The organism is Mastigocoleus testarum BC008 (assembly GCF_001456025.1).
Classification (GTDB): Bacteria; Cyanobacteriota; Cyanobacteriia; order Cyanobacteriales; family Nostocaceae; genus Mastigocoleus; species Mastigocoleus testarum.
Map to the genome: position 1 here is coordinate 13,479 of NZ_LMTZ01000091.1, position 17,655 is coordinate 31,133.

Annotated in this window: 12 protein-coding genes; 6 read left to right on the forward strand and 6 right to left on the reverse strand. The window is 36.6% G+C overall.

What is annotated here, in order from left to right:
- Positions 1–93: 93 nt before the first annotated feature.
- Together BC008_RS17770 and BC008_RS17775 are read right to left on the reverse strand one after the other, a co-directional pair.
- On the reverse strand, positions 94–732 hold the full coding sequence (locus BC008_RS17770) for a TenA family protein (RefSeq protein ID WP_027844749.1): 639 nt from the start codon (positions 730–732) through the stop codon (positions 94–96).
- 63 nt (positions 733–795) lie between these two features.
- A complete protein-coding gene (locus tag BC008_RS17775; RefSeq protein ID WP_027844748.1) occupies positions 796–1,566 on the reverse strand; it encodes a pentapeptide repeat-containing protein in 771 nt (256 codons plus the stop codon).
- A 1,921-nt stretch (positions 1,567–3,487) separates the two neighbouring features.
- Here BC008_RS17775 and hemC point away from each other — a divergent pair.
- Together hemC and glgA are read left to right on the forward strand one after the other, a co-directional pair.
- Complete coding sequence (gene hemC, locus BC008_RS17780; protein WP_027844747.1) at positions 3,488–4,459, forward strand: hydroxymethylbilane synthase; 972 nt, start codon at positions 3,488–3,490, stop codon at positions 4,457–4,459.
- Between the two features lie 145 nt (positions 4,460–4,604).
- The gene (gene glgA / locus BC008_RS17785; protein ID WP_027844746.1) at positions 4,605–6,026 is read left to right on the forward strand and encodes a glycogen synthase GlgA; all 1,422 of its coding nucleotides are present in this window, start codon (positions 4,605–4,607) and stop codon (positions 6,024–6,026) included.
- Positions 6,027–6,526: 500 nt separating this feature from the next.
- On the opposite strand, the gene wecB is transcribed toward glgA, so the two are convergent.
- Together wecB and BC008_RS17795 are read right to left on the reverse strand one after the other, a co-directional pair.
- On the reverse strand, positions 6,527–7,633 hold the full coding sequence (wecB, locus tag BC008_RS17790; protein ID WP_027844282.1) for a non-hydrolyzing UDP-N-acetylglucosamine 2-epimerase: 1,107 nt from the start codon (positions 7,631–7,633) through the stop codon (positions 6,527–6,529).
- 431 nt (positions 7,634–8,064) lie between these two features.
- The gene (locus tag BC008_RS17795; protein WP_027844283.1) at positions 8,065–8,436 is read right to left on the reverse strand and encodes a hypothetical protein; all 372 of its coding nucleotides are present in this window, start codon (positions 8,434–8,436) and stop codon (positions 8,065–8,067) included.
- A gap of 786 nt (positions 8,437–9,222) precedes the next feature.
- On the opposite strand from BC008_RS17795, the gene BC008_RS17800 reads away from it, so the two are divergent.
- From BC008_RS17800 to BC008_RS17815, 4 genes are all read left to right on the forward strand, one after another.
- Positions 9,223–10,554, forward strand: coding sequence for a type IV pilus twitching motility protein PilT (locus BC008_RS17800; protein WP_036266208.1), 1,332 nt, complete (start codon positions 9,223–9,225; stop codon positions 10,552–10,554).
- A 368-nt stretch (positions 10,555–10,922) separates the two neighbouring features.
- On the forward strand, positions 10,923–11,693 hold the full coding sequence (locus tag BC008_RS17805) for a circadian clock KaiB family protein (protein ID WP_027844285.1): 771 nt from the start codon (positions 10,923–10,925) through the stop codon (positions 11,691–11,693).
- A 225-nt stretch (positions 11,694–11,918) separates the two neighbouring features.
- Positions 11,919–13,382 carry a glycoside hydrolase family 13 protein gene (locus BC008_RS17810; RefSeq protein WP_027844286.1) on the forward strand — a complete coding sequence of 488 codons (1,464 nt, stop codon included), beginning with the start codon at positions 11,919–11,921 and terminating at the stop codon, positions 13,380–13,382.
- A 952-nt stretch (positions 13,383–14,334) separates the two neighbouring features.
- Positions 14,335–15,696: a 4Fe-4S binding protein gene (locus BC008_RS17815; protein ID WP_058184117.1), complete on the forward strand. Its 1,362-nt coding sequence runs from the start codon at positions 14,335–14,337 to the stop codon at positions 15,694–15,696.
- Between the two features lie 36 nt (positions 15,697–15,732).
- Here BC008_RS17815 and BC008_RS17820 read toward each other — a convergent pair whose 3' ends face one another.
- Positions 15,733–16,173: a secondary thiamine-phosphate synthase enzyme YjbQ gene (locus tag BC008_RS17820; protein ID WP_027844287.1), complete on the reverse strand. Its 441-nt coding sequence runs from the start codon at positions 16,171–16,173 to the stop codon at positions 15,733–15,735.
- A 92-nt stretch (positions 16,174–16,265) separates the two neighbouring features.
- A complete protein-coding gene (locus tag BC008_RS17825; protein ID WP_027844288.1) occupies positions 16,266–17,432 on the reverse strand; it encodes a pyridoxal phosphate-dependent aminotransferase in 1,167 nt (388 codons plus the stop codon).
- Positions 17,433–17,655 lie beyond the last annotated feature (223 nt).

A 17,655-nucleotide genomic window follows, 5' to 3' on the forward strand; every position in this document is an offset into this window, starting at 1 on the left:
AGGATTGAATTATGACAGTTTTTACCCGCTTAAAGCACGCATTAATAAGCATTTCATCGAATTAATGCTACTCACATTAAATTACTAGATAATCTAAGATATTTTCCTAACTTCCCAAGCTGCTTGAAAAAACTCATATTCACATAGCATTGCATAACGGTAAGTAGAATTTACTAAAGCTGAATTACCCACATAACTTTCGACTAAATTTTCTAACTGTTTTACTAAGGGCTGAAAATCAGAACCGCTGTAGGTTTGAACCCAATCTTTATATGGGTTATCAGGAGCATCACCTTCCCTAAAAGCTAACTCCGTACCTAAAAAGCTATATAAAACCATGCAAGGAGACATAGCTGCAGCAGTTACACCTATATCTTGACCCCAAGCAGTTGCAAGCAAAAAATCTGTATAGCGACGGGTAGCGATTGTGGGTTTTACAGAATCTAAATCCACTCCCCATTTAGCTGCATAACTTTCATGTAATTTTAGTTCGTCCAATACACCTTTAGTTAGAGCATGAAAAATCGTAAATCCTTCCCAATTAGGTGCTTTAGCAGCTGCAATACTATAAGCACGGGCAAAAGCTTCTAAAAAGAAAGCATCTTGCCCAACATAATAAGCAAATTTGTGTTGTTCTAAGCTACCATCACCAATTCCTCGAACAAATGGATGTTCCAAGCAAGCTTGTGCTAAATCTTGATTTGCAGACCATAATTCATCAGAAATAGTCATGTTGGGAATTGGGGGATTAGATATGGAGGAAATGATAAATGAAAATTGAAAAATAATAAATAATTAAAATGGTAGAAATTGAAGTAACACAGAGCCTAAACTACCGACAAAATCTGTAAAACTTGGTTTTCCTTTATTAAGCTTTGGTTCTAAAGGAGCTTGAAGTTCTTGAATAAAAGCTTGAGCAGTTATCAAACCTTGTTGGTTGTTTTGGGATGTAAACATTTTCTCCGCTAACTTCGCATCTTCGAATGCTCCCTTACGGTCAAATATTTGATAGCGAGCAATTCCACGAGCGAGATAAGCTCCAGCATAATTTGGTTTTGCAGCGATCGCTTGTTCGAAATAATCAATTGCTTGTTGTTGGTTACCCTGTTCTGCTGCTGCTACTCCCCAAGCATAAAACTGCTCGGGTTGAGCACTTTGTAAAGGAATCCCAACTGCTCCTTGCAGGTTTACTCCTTTTAAATCTACACCCGCCAAATCTGCATTCATCAGGTAGGTATTTCTTAAGTCAGCACCTAGTAAATTTGCTCCAGTAAGTTTAGCAGCACTCAGGTTCACACCAAATAAACCGGTAGCACTCAAATTTGCTCCAGTTAAATCTGCACCACTGAGGTTTGCACGACTGAGGTTCGCTCCACTTAAGTTAGCTCCCCTCAGGTTCGCTCCTCTTAAATCTGCTCTTACTAAGCCAGCACCACTCAAGTCACATTTTTGACATTCTTTCGTTGATATTAACTGTCTCAGGTGTTGGGGATTAGCTGCTTGTGCATCTGTGGCAAAGGTTATTATGAAGCTAAATATAGCCGTAGCTAAAACTCGATTTCTCATTATTAGCATGACAATATATTTTCGTAGAATTTCAATTAACTAGCATAAAAATTGACACTTTAGCTTAGCCTATCTTTATAACAAATGCTCGCAAGCAATATCGACTGAAGATATGTTATTCAAAATTATTATGACTCGAATATGTATCGCAAAATATTCATTCAATATCCTGTGGACTCTACCGTGACTGATCTAATCCGTAGTAGCGGCTCCGTAGGTAGCGCAGCTATAGCTATATTTATTGCGCGCTGCAGCAAGCTTGTATCTGGACCTTGAATATCTCAAAAAAAACTTGAAAATTTATCAATACAAATGGAACTAAATTTTTTATCATCCAAAAACCCCTAAATAATTGGGGTTTAGGGGATATATCAACAAGAATAGATTCAAAAAATTTTTTCTGATGGTTTCTTGTTTTGGGTAAAACAACAAGTAAACAGCAAACTTGTTTTGAATATATCGTTTTTATTAAGCCGAATAACCTTTCAGTTGCTCCTCTGGGTCAAAATCACGATAGCAGGTGCCGATGAGTTAATTTTATCACCAATATTTTTAGGAGCAGGCCAACCAATTTTGATAAATAAGTTAAGAGCAAAGGTGAGGCTAAGGGCTAGCAAAAATTTTTCTAACATCGTAATTCTTACAACCTCTTGGTATCAATTATATAATAAACTTGACTCATAAAAAAGTTTTATCTTTAAGCAAGTCTAGTTTATACAAACAAATAGGTGAAGCGATCTGCGGCTCATACTCAAGTGATGCTTATCACTATTTATTATTAAACCTGAAATGTACTTGTGTATTTAATATCAAAAATAAGCGCTATTTACGTAGAATAATTGAGCTTATACTCTATGCCTTAATCATTAATGTCTCTTTAACTTAGGAATATATAAGTTTTTAACTAATGAACAAGCAATTTCGCTTATTTTTTTTTGTTACATCACGCTAATAGCACAATTAATACAGTATCGAGTGGTATCTAGAGATTGTGAAACAACCGTTACACGTAGACTTATACATCTGTGCTTTGTAATACTAATCACAAAATATCTGTAGCAAACACTCTTCATCCAGAAATTGTTATTTCAATCAGAAATATTTCAATCAGAAAAACTTCTTCAGGACTGCAGGGGCAAAAATAATTAAATTCAATAAGTAAATTCAAATCGTGATTTAAAACTTAATGTTACTTTCATTAGTTCTTCTGTACTAATTGTAAAGCCCACTTAAAGAATTTTAATTAAAGTTAATGCATCACAACTGACCAACTAAACCAAATAAACTTATGTATTCTTGTGTATTTTTGCTTTACATAAGTTAACTATTCTTTGTTTGGACTCAGGCAGTATAACGCGCTGTTTCTGTTGGTAAAAATATTTACTTAGAATAAAATTATCTAGAGGCTAAATAATCAGAAGCAAAAAATACGTCAGCCTAAAAATACCAATTAATTGCTGAACAGCAAAGACTATAAATACGTAGAACTAAATGAAAAACTCTTGAAAACTAATACTTACATATCTTATAAATTATTTTCAAATTCTTTCTCTTAATTAAATTAAATCTATATTAGCGATAAAAATTGAAATGATTGCCGTCATCAATTAACGCATACATATTGGCAAAAATTTTTACTCTTCTTCGCTATTAGTTATTCATTGATATTGCAAATTTTTAATAGTATAACTTTCATCTCGGTATTTACAAATAGCCATAAATATAACAGCTGCTTCTGGCAAAAAAATAATAAATTCATGAAAGTTATTGTTTAGTTTTTACGTCACAAAACTTATTGAAAAAATGTAACTTAAAGAAAACAATAAACTTGACGAAAATGGAAAAATTTCACCCCAGAAAGGTCACTTACTAAGGTAGTCTAGATCCAGTGAAATTATCTCCTGATTCGACATATTTCCTTATGACATCAGTTATTTCTACTGCTAGGCGTACTATTCGCATCGGTTCTCGCAAAAGTCAATTAGCTCTGGTTCAAACTCGTTGGGTGCAAAAGGAACTTGCAACCACTTTCCCCGAGATGAACTTTGAAGTTCACACCATGTCAACCCAAGGTGACAAAATTCTCGATGTCGCGCTGGCTAAAATCGGCGATAAGGGATTATTTACAAAAGAATTAGAAGTTGGAATGCTGAATCGGGAGATTGACTTTGCCGTGCACTCCCTCAAAGATTTGCCGACTACTTTGCCCGAAGGATTGGCATTAGCAGCAATTACCGAAAGAGAAAATCCTGCTGATGCTTTAGTAGTACATACCAAGTACAAAGATAAGCAAATTGATACCTTACCAGAAGGTGCAGTAATTGGTACATCTTCTCTCAGAAGACTAGCTCAATTACGTCATAAGTTTCCCCATCTAGCATTTAAAGATGTACGTGGAAACCTCAACACCCGCTTAGCAAAACTAGATGCAGGTGAATATGACGCGTTGATTTTGGCTGCTGCTGGTTTGCAAAGGCTAGGAATGGGCGATCGCATTCATCAAATTTTGCCCAAAGAAGTTTCTCTTCATGCAGTCGGACAAGGTGCTTTAGGCATTGAATGCCGTGCTGGTGACCAAGAAGTCATTTCCCTTCTCAAAGCCATCGAACATAATACTACTCGTGATCGTTGTTTAGCAGAAAGAGCTTTCTTGCGGGATCTTGAAGGTGGCTGTCAAGTACCCATCGGAGTTAACAGCGAATTAGATGGTGATCGCTTAACTTTGACCGGTATCGTAGCTAGTGTTGATGGTAAGAAAATCGTTAAAGATATTGTTACTGGTTCTACAGAAGACCCAGAAAGTATCGGTACAGAGCTTGCAGAAAAACTGCGGCAACAAGGTGCCCAAGAAATTTTAAATGAAATTTTTGCCCAAATTCAACGAGGTGCTTGAATTATTGTGTCAACAGATGTGCTTAGATATAACAAATAAGTATTTCCGTTGGACAACAGTTCTAATAGACGCGAAATATAGCACCTGGGTTTTCCCTGGGTTACATTTACTTTCATAGGGCAGAATAGGGAAACTACAGGAAACTATGCGTATATTATTTGTGGCAGCAGAAGCTGCTCCCATAGCTAAAGTTGGGGGCATGGGTGATGTTGTAGGGGCACTACCAAAAATTCTGAGACAAATGGGGCATGATGTGCGGATATTCATGCCCTATTACGGCTTTTTACCAGACAAAATGGAAACTCCTTCCGAACCTGTTTGGCATGGATACGCCATGTTCCAGGATTTTGCAGTTTATGAAACTGTTTTACCTGGTACTGATGTGCCGTTATATTTGTTTGGGCATCCAGCATTTTGGCCGCGTCGAATTTATTTTGGAGACGATGAAGATTGGCGTTTCACTCTATTCTCTAATGGTGCGGCAGAATTTTGTTGGAATTACTGGAAACCAGAAATAATTCACTGTCATGATTGGCATACGGGAATGCTTCCTGTTTGGATGCATCAATCTCCAGACATTACCAGCATTTTCACGATTCATAACTTGGCTTATCAAGGTCCATGGAGTTGGTATTTACAGAAAATTACCTGGTGCCCTTGGTACATGCAAGGACATAACACCATGGCAGCTGCCGTACAGTTTGCAGATCGGGTAAATACGGTATCACCAACATATGCCGAACAAATCAAGACACCTGAATATGGCGAAACCATAGAAGGCTTACTGTCATTTATTAGTGGTAAGTTATCAGGAATTATTAATGGTATCGATACGGAATTATATAATCCCGAAACCGACCAGCAGATTGCCCAAAACTTCAGTGCTGATACTTTAGACAAACGTCAGGCAAACAAAATTGCTCTACAAGAAGAAGTTGGTTTAGAAGTTAACTCAAACGCCTTCTTGATTGGTGTTGTGTCGCGATTAGTAGAACAAAAAGGGATTGATTTAATCTTACAAGTTCTTGATCGCTTCATGGCTTATACTGACGCCCAATTAGTTTTGTTAGGTACGGGAGACCGTTCTTATGAAACCCAGTTATGGGAAATGGCATCTCGCTATCCCGGACGCATGGCAACATATCTGCTTTACAGCGATGCGATTGCTCGTCGAATTTATGCTGGTTCTGACGCTTTCTTAATGCCCAGCCGTTTTGAGCCATGTGGAATCAGTCAAATGTTAGCCCTACGTTATGGTTGCGTACCTATCGTCCGTCGTACAGGGGGACTAGTAGATACAGTATCCCATCATGACCCAAGAAATAACTTAGGTACGGGTTATTGCTTTGACCGCTACGAACCACTGGATTTGTTTACCTGTATGATTAGGGCTTGGGAAGGCTTCCGTTATCAGGAGAAATGGCAAGAACTCCAAAAACGTGGCATGAGTGAAAACTTCAGTTGGCATAAATCTGCCGAGCAGTATATAAAATTATATCGCTCGACACTTGGTCTTCCTGAAGAAGAACCACAGGAGCAGGTACCAAGCTTAGTAATGAATTCATAGACAATTGCTTGAAGCAATTCTCAACTGAATGAAATATAGTTTGTTTGTGGGGTAATAGCGCTGCTGTTACCCTACAAAATTTTACATAATTTTAATCAGAAAAAATGTATCTATTAGAACAATCATCAAATTAATCTTTAGTCAGAAGTCAGGAGTTAGGAGTCAGAAGTCAGAAGTCAGGAGTTAGGAGTCAGGAGTCAGGAGTCAGAAGTCAGAAGTCAGAAGTCAGAAATTACTTACTACTTACTACTCATTACTTATTACTGTGCGCAATACCTTACGGTACGCTACCGCTAGGCGCTAACATTACTCATTACTGTGTGCTGTCGCGCCCCCCCGCAATACCTATAGCTCTTGCGGTTAAGCCTTACGGCATTGGCTGCGCTAACGTCGTCAGACGCGTGCATTCGTCTTTAGACGCGTCCAAACCGGTACGCTTGACGCTAGCTACACGCTTCATTACTTATTACTTATTACTTATTACTCATTACCAAATAGCCCTATAAAAAATTCCTGACACTTTGCAAAATTCGCTCCGACGCTAAACCATCACCAAATGGATTAATTGCATTAGCCATAGCCTCATAAGCAGTAGAATTACTCAATAATTCAGTTGCGTTCATTGCAATTTTCTCTGGTTTAGTCCCAACAAGTTTAGCTGTACCAGCATTCACAGCTTCTGGTCTTTCCGTTGTCTCCCTCAAAACTAAAACTGGTTTTCCTAAACTGGGTGCTTCTTCTTGCAAACCACCAGAATCAGTTAGGAGAAGATGCGATCGCATAATTGCTCCAACTAACTCGCCATAGTTTAAAGGTTCTGTTAAAAATATTTGGGGATGATTGCCTAAAAGTGCTTGTAAAGGTTCTCTAACTGTAGGATTGCGATGTAAAGGTAATAATAAAGCTGTATCGGGATTTTTATCTAGTACTTGTAAAAAACCTTGAGCAATATCTTGTAATGGTTCGCCCCAATTTTCTCGACGATGAACCGTTGTAAGTAAAACGCGATATTTATCCCATTCTAACCCTGGTATGTTACAAGCAGGTTTTTTCGCTGCAACATTTAAAAGTGCATCAATAACTGTGTTCCCTGTCAAATACACTTCACCTAAAACTCCAGAACTTTTCAGATTTTCTACAGCTAAAGACGTTGGTGCAAAGTGTAACTGAGTAATTTGAGAAATTAGCCTTCTGTTAGCTTCTTCTGGATAAGGATTGAATAAATTGTCAGTTCTAAGTCCTGCTTCTACATGACCTAAAGGAATTTTTTGATAAAAAGCTGCTAAACCTGCAGCAAAAGCAGTGCTTGTGTCTCCTTGAACTATTACTAAATCTGGTTTATTCGTATTGAATAATTCTTCTAAGCCACGCAAGCTGCGACAAGTGATATCGCTCAAAGATTGCTTGGGTTGCATAATTTCTAAATCAACATCTGCTTTTAGGTTAAACAATTGCATAACCTGTTCAACCATTTCACGATGTTGTCCAGTCAAAACCACTTGAGTTTCAAAACCAGAATAGTTCTGAAAAACCTGAATTACCGGCGCTAGTTTAATTGCTTCAGGTCTAGTACCCAAAATAATACAAACGCGCTTTTGATTGGTCATTAGTTAACAATCATGTGAACGACAGTAATTCTTTCAATAGTTATGAGTCCATAGCCATTAGTCAATAGTTTGCAATCACAAAATTTGAAATCTTTCTCATATTCTTCCATCTACATTAACTTTAAGAGATCCTTCGCAGGAAAATTTTCCCATTTCCTGTATTGTGAATCTATTCCCCCTGGGTTTTGAAAAGCGCGGGTTAGTTGCGCTGTTCCCCGTTCCCTCTTCTCTTATATTTCCTGTAATAACTTTTTCGACATGAAAATAAATATGGAAAAATTATTAAACATGAAAAAACCCGGTTTTACCGGGCAGATGCGCTGTTTGTCAATTTTTAATTTGTAGTCTGATGATTCGTTATCTGATGATTTATTGTTTGATAATTTGTTGTTAGATGATTTGTAATCAGATAGTTAAATTTGGATATTCAATTATTCGATATTACAAGTCAAAGGACAAGCTGCATAAACTGTAGTTTGCATTTCATCTTCCTCTCCATGCAACCAGCTTAACCAGCTAACTTCTTTAGGATTAATACCTTTAGCAGTTAATACACCAGCTCCTATCAGAACTGCCATCACATTAAATGAAATTAAACCACCAGCTACTAGTAAAACTGCACTAACAGGCATTACAGATTGCAGAACAATAGATAGTAAACATCCAACAGTCGCCATTAAAACTACAAGTGGAAAACCGACAACAAGCAAGCATACTGCCAAAGTGAACGTCCATATTAAAAAGCATTTAACCATTAATAATGAATAGGTTTTTCCTAAATCGGATGTTCCTGACACAGACATGACTTGTCCTCCTAAAAAATGCATTTATACCGTAACAATCAGCAATAAATATCTGCTGAATTCAAACTGATTCGATATTTAGTATTCTTCTTCCGTGTTGATAAGTATATAGAATCCATCTGATTAAATGAGCCTTTATTTAATAAACTTTACAGTTTATTTTTCGTAATTGTGGATAAACCTTAATTTCTCAGCTAGTTGCCAACCCCATGTTTGCCATCTGTCAAAAGTATTAATAGCGTAAAGGGCTCCGATAACCTTTATATTTCAGGAAAGAGGAAATTTTACTTTTATTTGTTGAAATCTTTAATTTTAAGCGACTTTACATTTCTTATAGAAAACAAGTCAGGCTCTCATAATTTAATAACGTCACAATCTACGATTTTGCTCCTGGCTATAAAGCGTATAAATTCAGTCATATTTAGCTTTTACAGTGCTACGAATATTTATTTTTAGTGAGACTTAGAGAAAAGCAATAATCCTACTGTTGATGGCTTAACTATTGATGCGTTAAGAGTTTAGGCTGAAAATTTTTATTTGCGCTTCTGTGCCCGTACAGATAGTCTCAAACTTGTTCGTGAAGTATTTAAAATCATCATTTTTAAGTTTTTTCACTGAAGAAAACTTATCCTGCACGAGTGTTAAATGAATTTGTACATAACTAAATCAGTTTTTTGTAAATCGTGAGTATGATTTTCGTTACTCAAATTTTCGTAGCTCAAAATCATACAAAAGCATAGTTTAGTTGAATTCTATTTAAAAATTTGGGTTAACCAGCATCTATATATGGATATCAAATCTGAGAATTTATCCAATTCGACATCCGATGGGTCTGATGATTTTCTAGCCACGGTGCAGCCAACTATCGATACTCAACGACAAGTTACACAAACATTAAATATGTCTACTTCAAGAACTCCTGTTAATCCTGTAGTTAAATCTCCACCACCTCCACCACCAGCTTTCAATAATTCATCTACACATCGTCCGGGAACTCCACCACCAGCACCAAGTCCTACAAATTCCAGAAATAACTTGAGTTCCAGAAATAATTCTTCCCAACCAAAATTGGAGCAGTTAATTAAAAAAGCTTTTGATGATGGTTTTTCCGATATTCACCTCGGTGTGGGAGAAGTACCTCGGTATCGTAACCGTGGTGAGATTGAAACCACAAAATATCCAGTTACAGATAAAGAGACTTTCAGGGGATGGTTACAGGAAATCTTAACCCCCGAAGAGATCAAAAGTTTTGAAGAAAAACTTGAATTTGACGGTGCGACTCAATACGATTTTGCCCGAGTACGGATTAATATTTTTGATTCCCTGCGGGGTAATGCAATGGTATTGCGTCTCATACCAGTCAAAATACTAACCATGGAACAGCTAAAATTGCCGTTAGTATTTAAAGATATTTGTCACTATCACAAGGGTTTAATTTTAGTCACGGGTCCGACTGGTTCTGGTAAATCTACCACAATGGCGGCGATGATTGACTATATCAATAAAGAGATGCCTAAACATATCATCACCATTGAGGATCCAGTTGAATTTGTTCACAAGTCTCAAAAATCTCTCGTCAAACAGCGTGAAGTGGGTATGCATACCCGTAAGTTTGATAATGCACTAAAAGCAGCTTTGCGGGAAGACCCAGATTTAATCCTTGTAGGTGAAATGAGAGATAAGGAAACTGTAAATACTGCTCTTAAGGCTGCTCAAACAGGTCACTTAGTTATGGGTACCCTACACACCAATAGCGCAGTAAAAACCATTGAGCGTATTCTTAATCTTTACTCTGGTGAAGAACAGGATGCAATGCGAGTAGCCTTATCTGAAGCTTTAGTTGCAGTCATCGCTCAAGGTTTGTGTCGGACTACTGATGGCAAACGTGCGGCTTTCCACGATATCTTAATTAATACTGATGCTGTCAAAGAATGGGTCATTGATGGTAAGTATGATGAAATTACCGAACTAATGAAACAAGCTAGTTATGACGGTATGGCTACCATGAACCAATCCCTATTTAAACTTTATGAAGAAGGAAGAATTACTGAAGAAACAGCTTTGGAAATGTCACCTACCCCCAATGAAATGGCGCAATTCCTTCGCGGTCGCGTTTAAGCTTATTGGTAATGAGTAATAAGTAACGTTAGCGGCTAGCGGTAGCGTACCGTAAGGTATTGCGGGACGCGACAGCGCACAGTAATGAGTAATGAGTAATGAGTAATGAGTAATGGGTAATGGGTAATGGGTAATTTATTACTTTTAATTCCTGACTCCTGTTAGCAAAGCGGTGCGCGGTAGCGCACAATTCTGACTCCTGACTTCTGACTCCTTATTTATATAGTTGTTTTAAATTTTTGAAGATTTGCAGCTTCTCAAATGGAATAATAAAGGTAGTGAGGTTTTTGTTTTTTCAAATCCTCTCTACTTGCAAAAAAGGGCAATAAGTCCTTAGTTAGCACAAATTGTGACATTGGCTTATACTTTTGGACTCCGATAAATTATCTCTACCGAAATTATTTAAAGGGATTGCGCTATTCACTCCGGGTGGAGATTTAGTATATTGTATTGACCCCCATAAACAAGGTCGATGGCATTTACATTTATGTGCAACTTTACAAGAAACCTTAGGTTTGTCAGAACCACCTCACTTTTTAGTTCCTTGTTATACTGCCACAATTGACCATTGGCTAGATCCAAACACCCAACAGATAAAAACCTTTGCTGAAGCAAGTCCTCTTGTAATTCGCTATCAGGCTTTATTAAATTGTATTTTTGGTACAAAGGAATTAGTGTGGCAGAGCGCTACCTGGCATGAAGATTTGTGCGATCGCATGATGTTGACTACTTATCGTTCTTCATTTCCGTTGTTGTGGGAAGAAAATGATCTGGTCTTACGTTTGGATCTTTCTGAACCTGTAACTTTAAATAATAGACCAACAACTATTTCTCCAGAAAATTCAGAAACAGAAACCCAGGCTCATGTCTTTCGTCTATTCATTGCTGGACATAACCCTGCAACAGAGCATATTTTACAGACTTTACACGAAATTTTAGAAAAATATTTGGGTCATCCTTATACTCTCAAGGTGATTGATGTTTTAAGTCATCCCGAACAAGCAGAAGCGAACCAAGTTACAGCGACTCCGACTCTAGTTAAAGTTTGGCCTCATCCCATTAGAAGAATTGTGGGAGACTTGAATAATATTGGCAAAATCTTACAAAATTTGGGAGTGAGGAATCAAAAACCCAGTTGATTGTGGTTTTGTTCAAAATATTTAGTACCCTAAAATATTTAGCACTAATCATCTGAATAATTGTTTCCCGTGATACATATTACTGAGTAGCAATATATTTTTTTTGAATTTTAATTGGGTTTCTCGTTAACTCTCTATTTGCATTGGCTGTTTTTCTGATAGCGTGTTGCAAGTTAGTGACTTTCTGTAGTTCTATAAACTTGGATAGTCTTATAAATTTAATCTATGCAGATTCAAACACCAGATTGGGTTAAACACGCAGTTTTCTACCAAATATTCCCCGATCGCTTTGCCAAAAGTCAGCAAACAGATGGAAAATTACTTCACAATCCTTCATGGGAACCTTGGGAAGCTCCACCAACACTCCAAGGTTACAAAGGTGGGGATTTATGGGGTGTAATCGAACAATTAGATTACATTCAAGACTTGGGAATAAATGCGATTTACTTTACCCCGATTTTTCAATCAGCTTGCAATCATCGCTATCATACCCATGATTATTATCAAGTAGACCCCATCTTGGGTGGTAATACAGCTTTCCGAGAACTTCTACATGCAGCACGTCAACGTAATATTAAAGTAGTTCTCGACGGAGTATTTAACCACGCGAGTCGTGGATTTTTCTTTTTTAACGACATCTTAGAAAATGGTCCCCATTCCCCTTGGTTGGATTGGTTCCGAATTGAAGGATGGCCCCTTGCAGCTTACACTGGAGATTCACCACCGAATTATGTTGGTTGGGTAGGAAATCGCGCTTTACCAGTATTTAATCACGATAATCCTGAAGTTCAGGAATATATCATGAAAATTGCCGAATATTGGCTAAAAGTAGGTATTGACGGTTGGCGCTTAGATGTACCATTTGAAATTAAAACTCCCGGATTTTGGGAAGAATTCAGGAAACGGGTCAAAGCTATCAACTCCGAAGCTTATATTGTTGGTGAAGTATGGGGAGATTCCCGTCAATGGTTAGATGGAAACCAATTTGATGGGGTAATGAATTACTTATTTACTGGACCAACCATTGCTTTTACTGCAGGCGATCGCGTGATGCGGGAATATGTCCAAGGACGGGACTATGAAGTTTACCCGGCTTTATCAGCAACAGAATATGCGAATAAAATCCAAGAATTACTCAAACTCTATCCTTGGGAAATTCAACTCACCCAATTGAATCTACTTGCTTCCCACGATACTGCTAGACTGCTAACGATTACAGGTGGAGATGTTGCAAGTGTTGAATTAGCAACTTTATTATTAGTTACCTTTCCCGGAGCTCCCAGCATTTACTATGGTGATGAAGTAGGTTTACCTGGTGGTATCGATCCAGACTCTCGTCGTGGATTTCCTTCCAATGAAAACTGGAATCAGGATATTCTCAAAATCCACCGCGAACTAATAGCCCTACGCAATCGCTATACTTGTTTGCATACTGGTAAATATCAAGTTTTGTTTACAGAAGGAGATATTTATGTATTTGCACGGATTTTAGAAACTGAAGAAGTAATAGTTGCAATTAATATTGGTATGAAGAAAGCAACTGTAAAAATTGATGTTAGCGAACTAAAATTCCAGCCTCAAAAACTTGTGTATAGCAAAAACGAAACTAAATGGAATATTGACAGCGAATGCAAACTGCTCAATTTAACAATTCCTTCTCGTAGTGGTTGCATTTTAGCAAAAGAATAACTTACTCATACCCAATCGCAGATTGGTTATTTGCTTTCAGTTAATATCTATTTCGTTCTTAACTAATTAGATGTTAATTTTGGTTCAACCTTACCTAGTAAATTTTCTAAAATCAGCCAAAAGTTACTAACTTGTATTTATTACTGATGGTTGGGCAAATAAATTAGCTCAACACAGAATAAATGTTTCTTATTTTAAGAATAAGTTAATTAAACCAGTACTTACGAACAGACAACGTAATTAAAGTCATTGGGACTAAGGTTAGCACTTAGCAGTTAGCACAGGCTCTAGGTATTTCATTTTTGGTTCTGAAGTAGCAATCTTAAAGCACTGTAAATCAATCGCTTCAGGACTTTTCACCCCAAGGTAACCAGTGCGTAAGTCCTGTTTTGTTTATCTTTTTTTTTACAAATATCCTCAAAGATATATAATGATACTTGTAATAGCCAGTTGTATTTACAGATACCAAGTATCTATTCGACTAATGCCAGTCTCAGCTTTTTTATCCAGTCCTTAGGTAGTACTGATTTACTTCTGATTACTTTTTCAGATTCATTCTTGATATTGATAACCAAGCGAAAAATAATACAAAAATTGAGGAATTATGTAGGCATTAATAAATCATTTTAAGAGGATTTGAAGTAGCTTAACATTTTTGGTAATGCCTTCTGTGTAGTAGTTGAATTATGAGTTACAAATTTCAGTCTCACTAGTTAATCAATAATCAAGATTAGCTGTAAGCTTTGATTCAAGGTATTTATAGAGTTTTAAGAAATGAATTGGTTACTTAGGTTTAATTAACGGTTACTAATAGCTATTTGTGTAATATTCTCAATTGACCTTAGCTTAGCTTGTAATTATTGCTGAGCGATGATTTGTGCTGCTCAATTATAAGTTTTCATCCCCACTCAATTCAAGAATAAACATGTTTAGCAAGATATCAGAAAGGCAAATGCATCGAATAAGATGGATTTTGATACTTGGTTGGCTAATTTTGATTGCATCTTTATTTTTTGATCCAATCACACCACCTTTAACTGAACCCAGTAATACTTTAAGTCCTTTTAAATTAGATCCAAATGTCTGCATCAAGGTGCAAGAAGTTTGCCTGCAAGAACAACCTTATCCTGTTGGTGCAAGAATATTCTGGGCTGCAATTGTTCCTTGCAGTATTTTTATTTTGTTAGTTTGGGGACACGAATTTTGGCGACGAATTTGTCCGTTATCTTTTGTATCCCAAATCCCTCGTACTTTGGGAATTCAGCGACGATACAAACGAGTTAATCCATTAACAGGGAAAATTTCCTATAAGTCGAGCAAAGTTAAAAAAAATTCTTGGTTAGCCCGCAATTATTTGTATCTACAATTCAGTTGTTTTTATCTCGGGCTTTGTACTCGATTACTTTTCGTCAATACTACTGGTTGGGTACTAGGAAGCTTTCTTGTACTTACCATTATTTGTGCGATTGCAGTGGGTTATTTATATGATGGTAAATCTTGGTGTAACTACTTTTGTCCAATGTCACCGGTACAAAAAATCTACAGCGAACCGAGGGGATTATTAACCAGTGCTGCTCATCAAACCCCAAATAAAACCATTACTCAATCGATGTGTCGTACCGTCGATTCCCAAGGAGAAGAAAAAAGTGACTGTGTTGCTTGTCAAACTCCCTGCATTGATATTGATGCAGAAAGATCATATTGGACTGACATCAGTAAACCAAACCGAAAGTTGCTTTATTACAGCTATATAGGATTAGTTTTCAGTTTTTATTTTTACTACTATCTCTATGCAGGTAACTGGGATTACTATTACTTTGGCGCTTGGACCCATGAAGAAAATCTTCTCAACACTTTATTTAAACCTGGGTTTTACATTTTTGATACTCCCATACCTATTCCCAAAATTTTAGCTGTACCTTTAACTTTAGGTTTCTTTGGTTTAGCTAGTTATGTAATAGGACTGAAATTAGAAAAATACTACAAAAATTATCTTGCGCGAAAAAAAATAGCCATACCCAAAGAACTAATCGAGCATAGGATGTTTACCCTTTGTACTTTTTTAGTTTTTAATCTCTTTTTTGTATTTGGTGGTCGTCCAACTGTAAGATTATTACCGATCTCGCTACAATATCTTTTTAACGCCTTGATTATCTTTGTTAGTACAATGTGGCTCTATCGTACTTGGGGACGTAGTCCACAAATTTATCTTAGAGAAAGTCTTGCTGTTCGTTTTCCGAAAAAAATTCGTAAACTCAGACTACATAATTCTTGGTACTTAAAAGTACGCTCCTTCAATAGAATCAAAAAATAATAGGGATTTTAACATTTAAACAGAGTATTTAATTGACTATTCTCCAAAAACTTGACAAAAAACAGTTCTTTTACGCGGTCCATCTAACTCAAAAAATAAAATTGATTGATAAGTTCCCAAAGCTAACTTTCCGTCGATAATAGGAATAACCTCACTAGTACTTAGAGTCATTGCCATCAAATGAGAATGGGCGTTCATTGGTTCGTCTGCTGGAATATTTTCTCTGAGGTGAAGGTCATTATGTAAATATTTGTCTGATTCTGGTGCTAATTTTCGCAAATATACTTTAATATCTTGCAGTAATCTTTCCTCATTTTCATTGATGGCTAAAGCTGTAGTCGTGTGACGAGAAAATACTAAAACTTGACCATTCTGAATCGGAGTTGATGAAATTACAGCTTCAACTTCAGGGGTAATACTATGAATGTTAATTCCTTCGTTGGTTTGAACTTCGAGTATTTTGTTAAAAATTGGCATTTTTTTACAGTTATCAGTTATCAGTTACCAGTTAACAGTTTCAATTTTTTGAGAAATCCATTCATCATATAACAAAGCATAAGTGTGTTCATTTAAGTTAAAATAGTTTGCAATCCCTTGACTAATCTTTCAATCCCCGACCTAGCTGTATCCTCTTGTAACGCACCATAAGCGACGCGTAGATAACATCCATCATCCATTCCAAAAGTTGTACCGGGAATGACTGCAACTTGATATTCACGAATTAATTTTTTCACTAATTCAAAAGAATTTATAGAAGTATTAACTTTCAAGAAAAAGTAAAAAGCACCATTAGCTGGAGCGATAGTACATAAATCTTCTAAATTTTGCAGCGAATCCAGAACTAATTCTCTAACCTGAGCGATCGCACCAATATTTTTTTGCAGATATTCTTTCTTTGCCTGTAACGCTCCTAAAGCTGCATACTGAGAAACTACTGGCGGACATATCAAAATAGTATCTTGAACTTTTTTGATTTCTCCAAGTAAATGCTTGGGTACCACCATGTAACCGATGCGCCAGCTAGCAAAACCATATGCTTTAGAAAGACTGTAAAGAGAAATAGTATATTCTCTACTTCCTGAAAAACTCCCAGGCGAATAATGTTCTACACCGTTGTAAGTAAAATATTCATAAGCTTCATCGCTGATGTGATAAATATCATGGGAGCCGCACATTTGATTCACTGCTTGCAGATCGCTTTTTGAATAAACTACTCCTGTTGGGTTGTTAGGGGAAATCGTTACTATTGCTTTTGTTTTCGGGCTAATAGAAGACGCGATCGCATTTGGTAATAACTGATAATTTTCATCTGTTGGAACTAACACCGGATGACAACCTGCCATTCTTATAGCCATTTCATGGTTGAAATAATAAGGTGTATTAAGAATAATTTCATCTCCAGGAGAAGTAATAGCTAAAACAGCATTCATGAATGCCATATTGCTTCCTGCAGTTACAATAATGCAGTTTTCTTCACTAATTTTTATATTATTAAAAGCCTGTAATTTTGCAGACAATATATCTATTAATGATGGAATTCCTTCGACTGCTTGATAAAAATTATTATTGGGATTAGCAAGGAATTTTGGTAATAGCTCAATTGCTTCTACAGGTGGTGAATAACCTACGACTCCTTGTCCTAGAGAAATAGTTCCTGGTGAACTTTTAATAAGTTCGCCAACGACCGGAATAATCGGAGATTGTACTATCTGCATCCGAGAAATCAAGGATTTCATATGATTTAAGATTTTTTATCAAAACAGCCATTTGATTTAATTGTCTATTAAATTGGTAATTGTAGGTGTAATTCTTTCCTTAATATTTTGAGATGAAAACCCACAAGTACCAACTTATAAGTTCTATCCACAAGCCAATAATTATAGATATTGGAAACTTGAAACTGGATGATTTTGATAAGCAGAATACACTAAATTCTGAATCTTCATAAACTAATAAATC

Bases quoted from the DNA above. Each gene is read 5' to 3' on its own strand.
- hemC (WP_027844747.1), top strand. From the start codon at position 3,488: ATGACATCAGTTATTTCTACTGCTAGGCGTACTATTCGCATCGGTTCT.
- BC008_RS17810 (WP_027844286.1), top strand. From the start codon at position 11,919: ATGCAGATTCAAACACCAGATTGGGTTAAACACGCAGTTTTCTACCAA.
- wecB (WP_027844282.1), bottom strand. From the start codon at position 7,633: ATGACCAATCAAAAGCGCGTTTGTATTATTTTGGGTACTAGACCTGAA.
- BC008_RS17800 (WP_036266208.1), top strand. From the start codon at position 9,223: ATGGATATCAAATCTGAGAATTTATCCAATTCGACATCCGATGGGTCT.
- glgA (WP_027844746.1), top strand. From the start codon at position 4,605: ATGCGTATATTATTTGTGGCAGCAGAAGCTGCTCCCATAGCTAAAGTT.
- BC008_RS17770 (WP_027844749.1), bottom strand. From the start codon at position 732: ATGACTATTTCTGATGAATTATGGTCTGCAAATCAAGATTTAGCACAA.
- BC008_RS17825 (WP_027844288.1), bottom strand. From the start codon at position 17,432: ATGAAATCCTTGATTTCTCGGATGCAGATAGTACAATCTCCGATTATT.
- BC008_RS17775 (WP_027844748.1), bottom strand. From the start codon at position 1,566: ATGAGAAATCGAGTTTTAGCTACGGCTATATTTAGCTTCATAATAACC.
- BC008_RS17820 (WP_027844287.1), bottom strand. From the start codon at position 16,173: ATGCCAATTTTTAACAAAATACTCGAAGTTCAAACCAACGAAGGAATT.
- BC008_RS17815 (WP_058184117.1), top strand. From the start codon at position 14,335: ATGCATCGAATAAGATGGATTTTGATACTTGGTTGGCTAATTTTGATT.
- BC008_RS17795 (WP_027844283.1), bottom strand. From the start codon at position 8,436: ATGTCTGTGTCAGGAACATCCGATTTAGGAAAAACCTATTCATTATTA.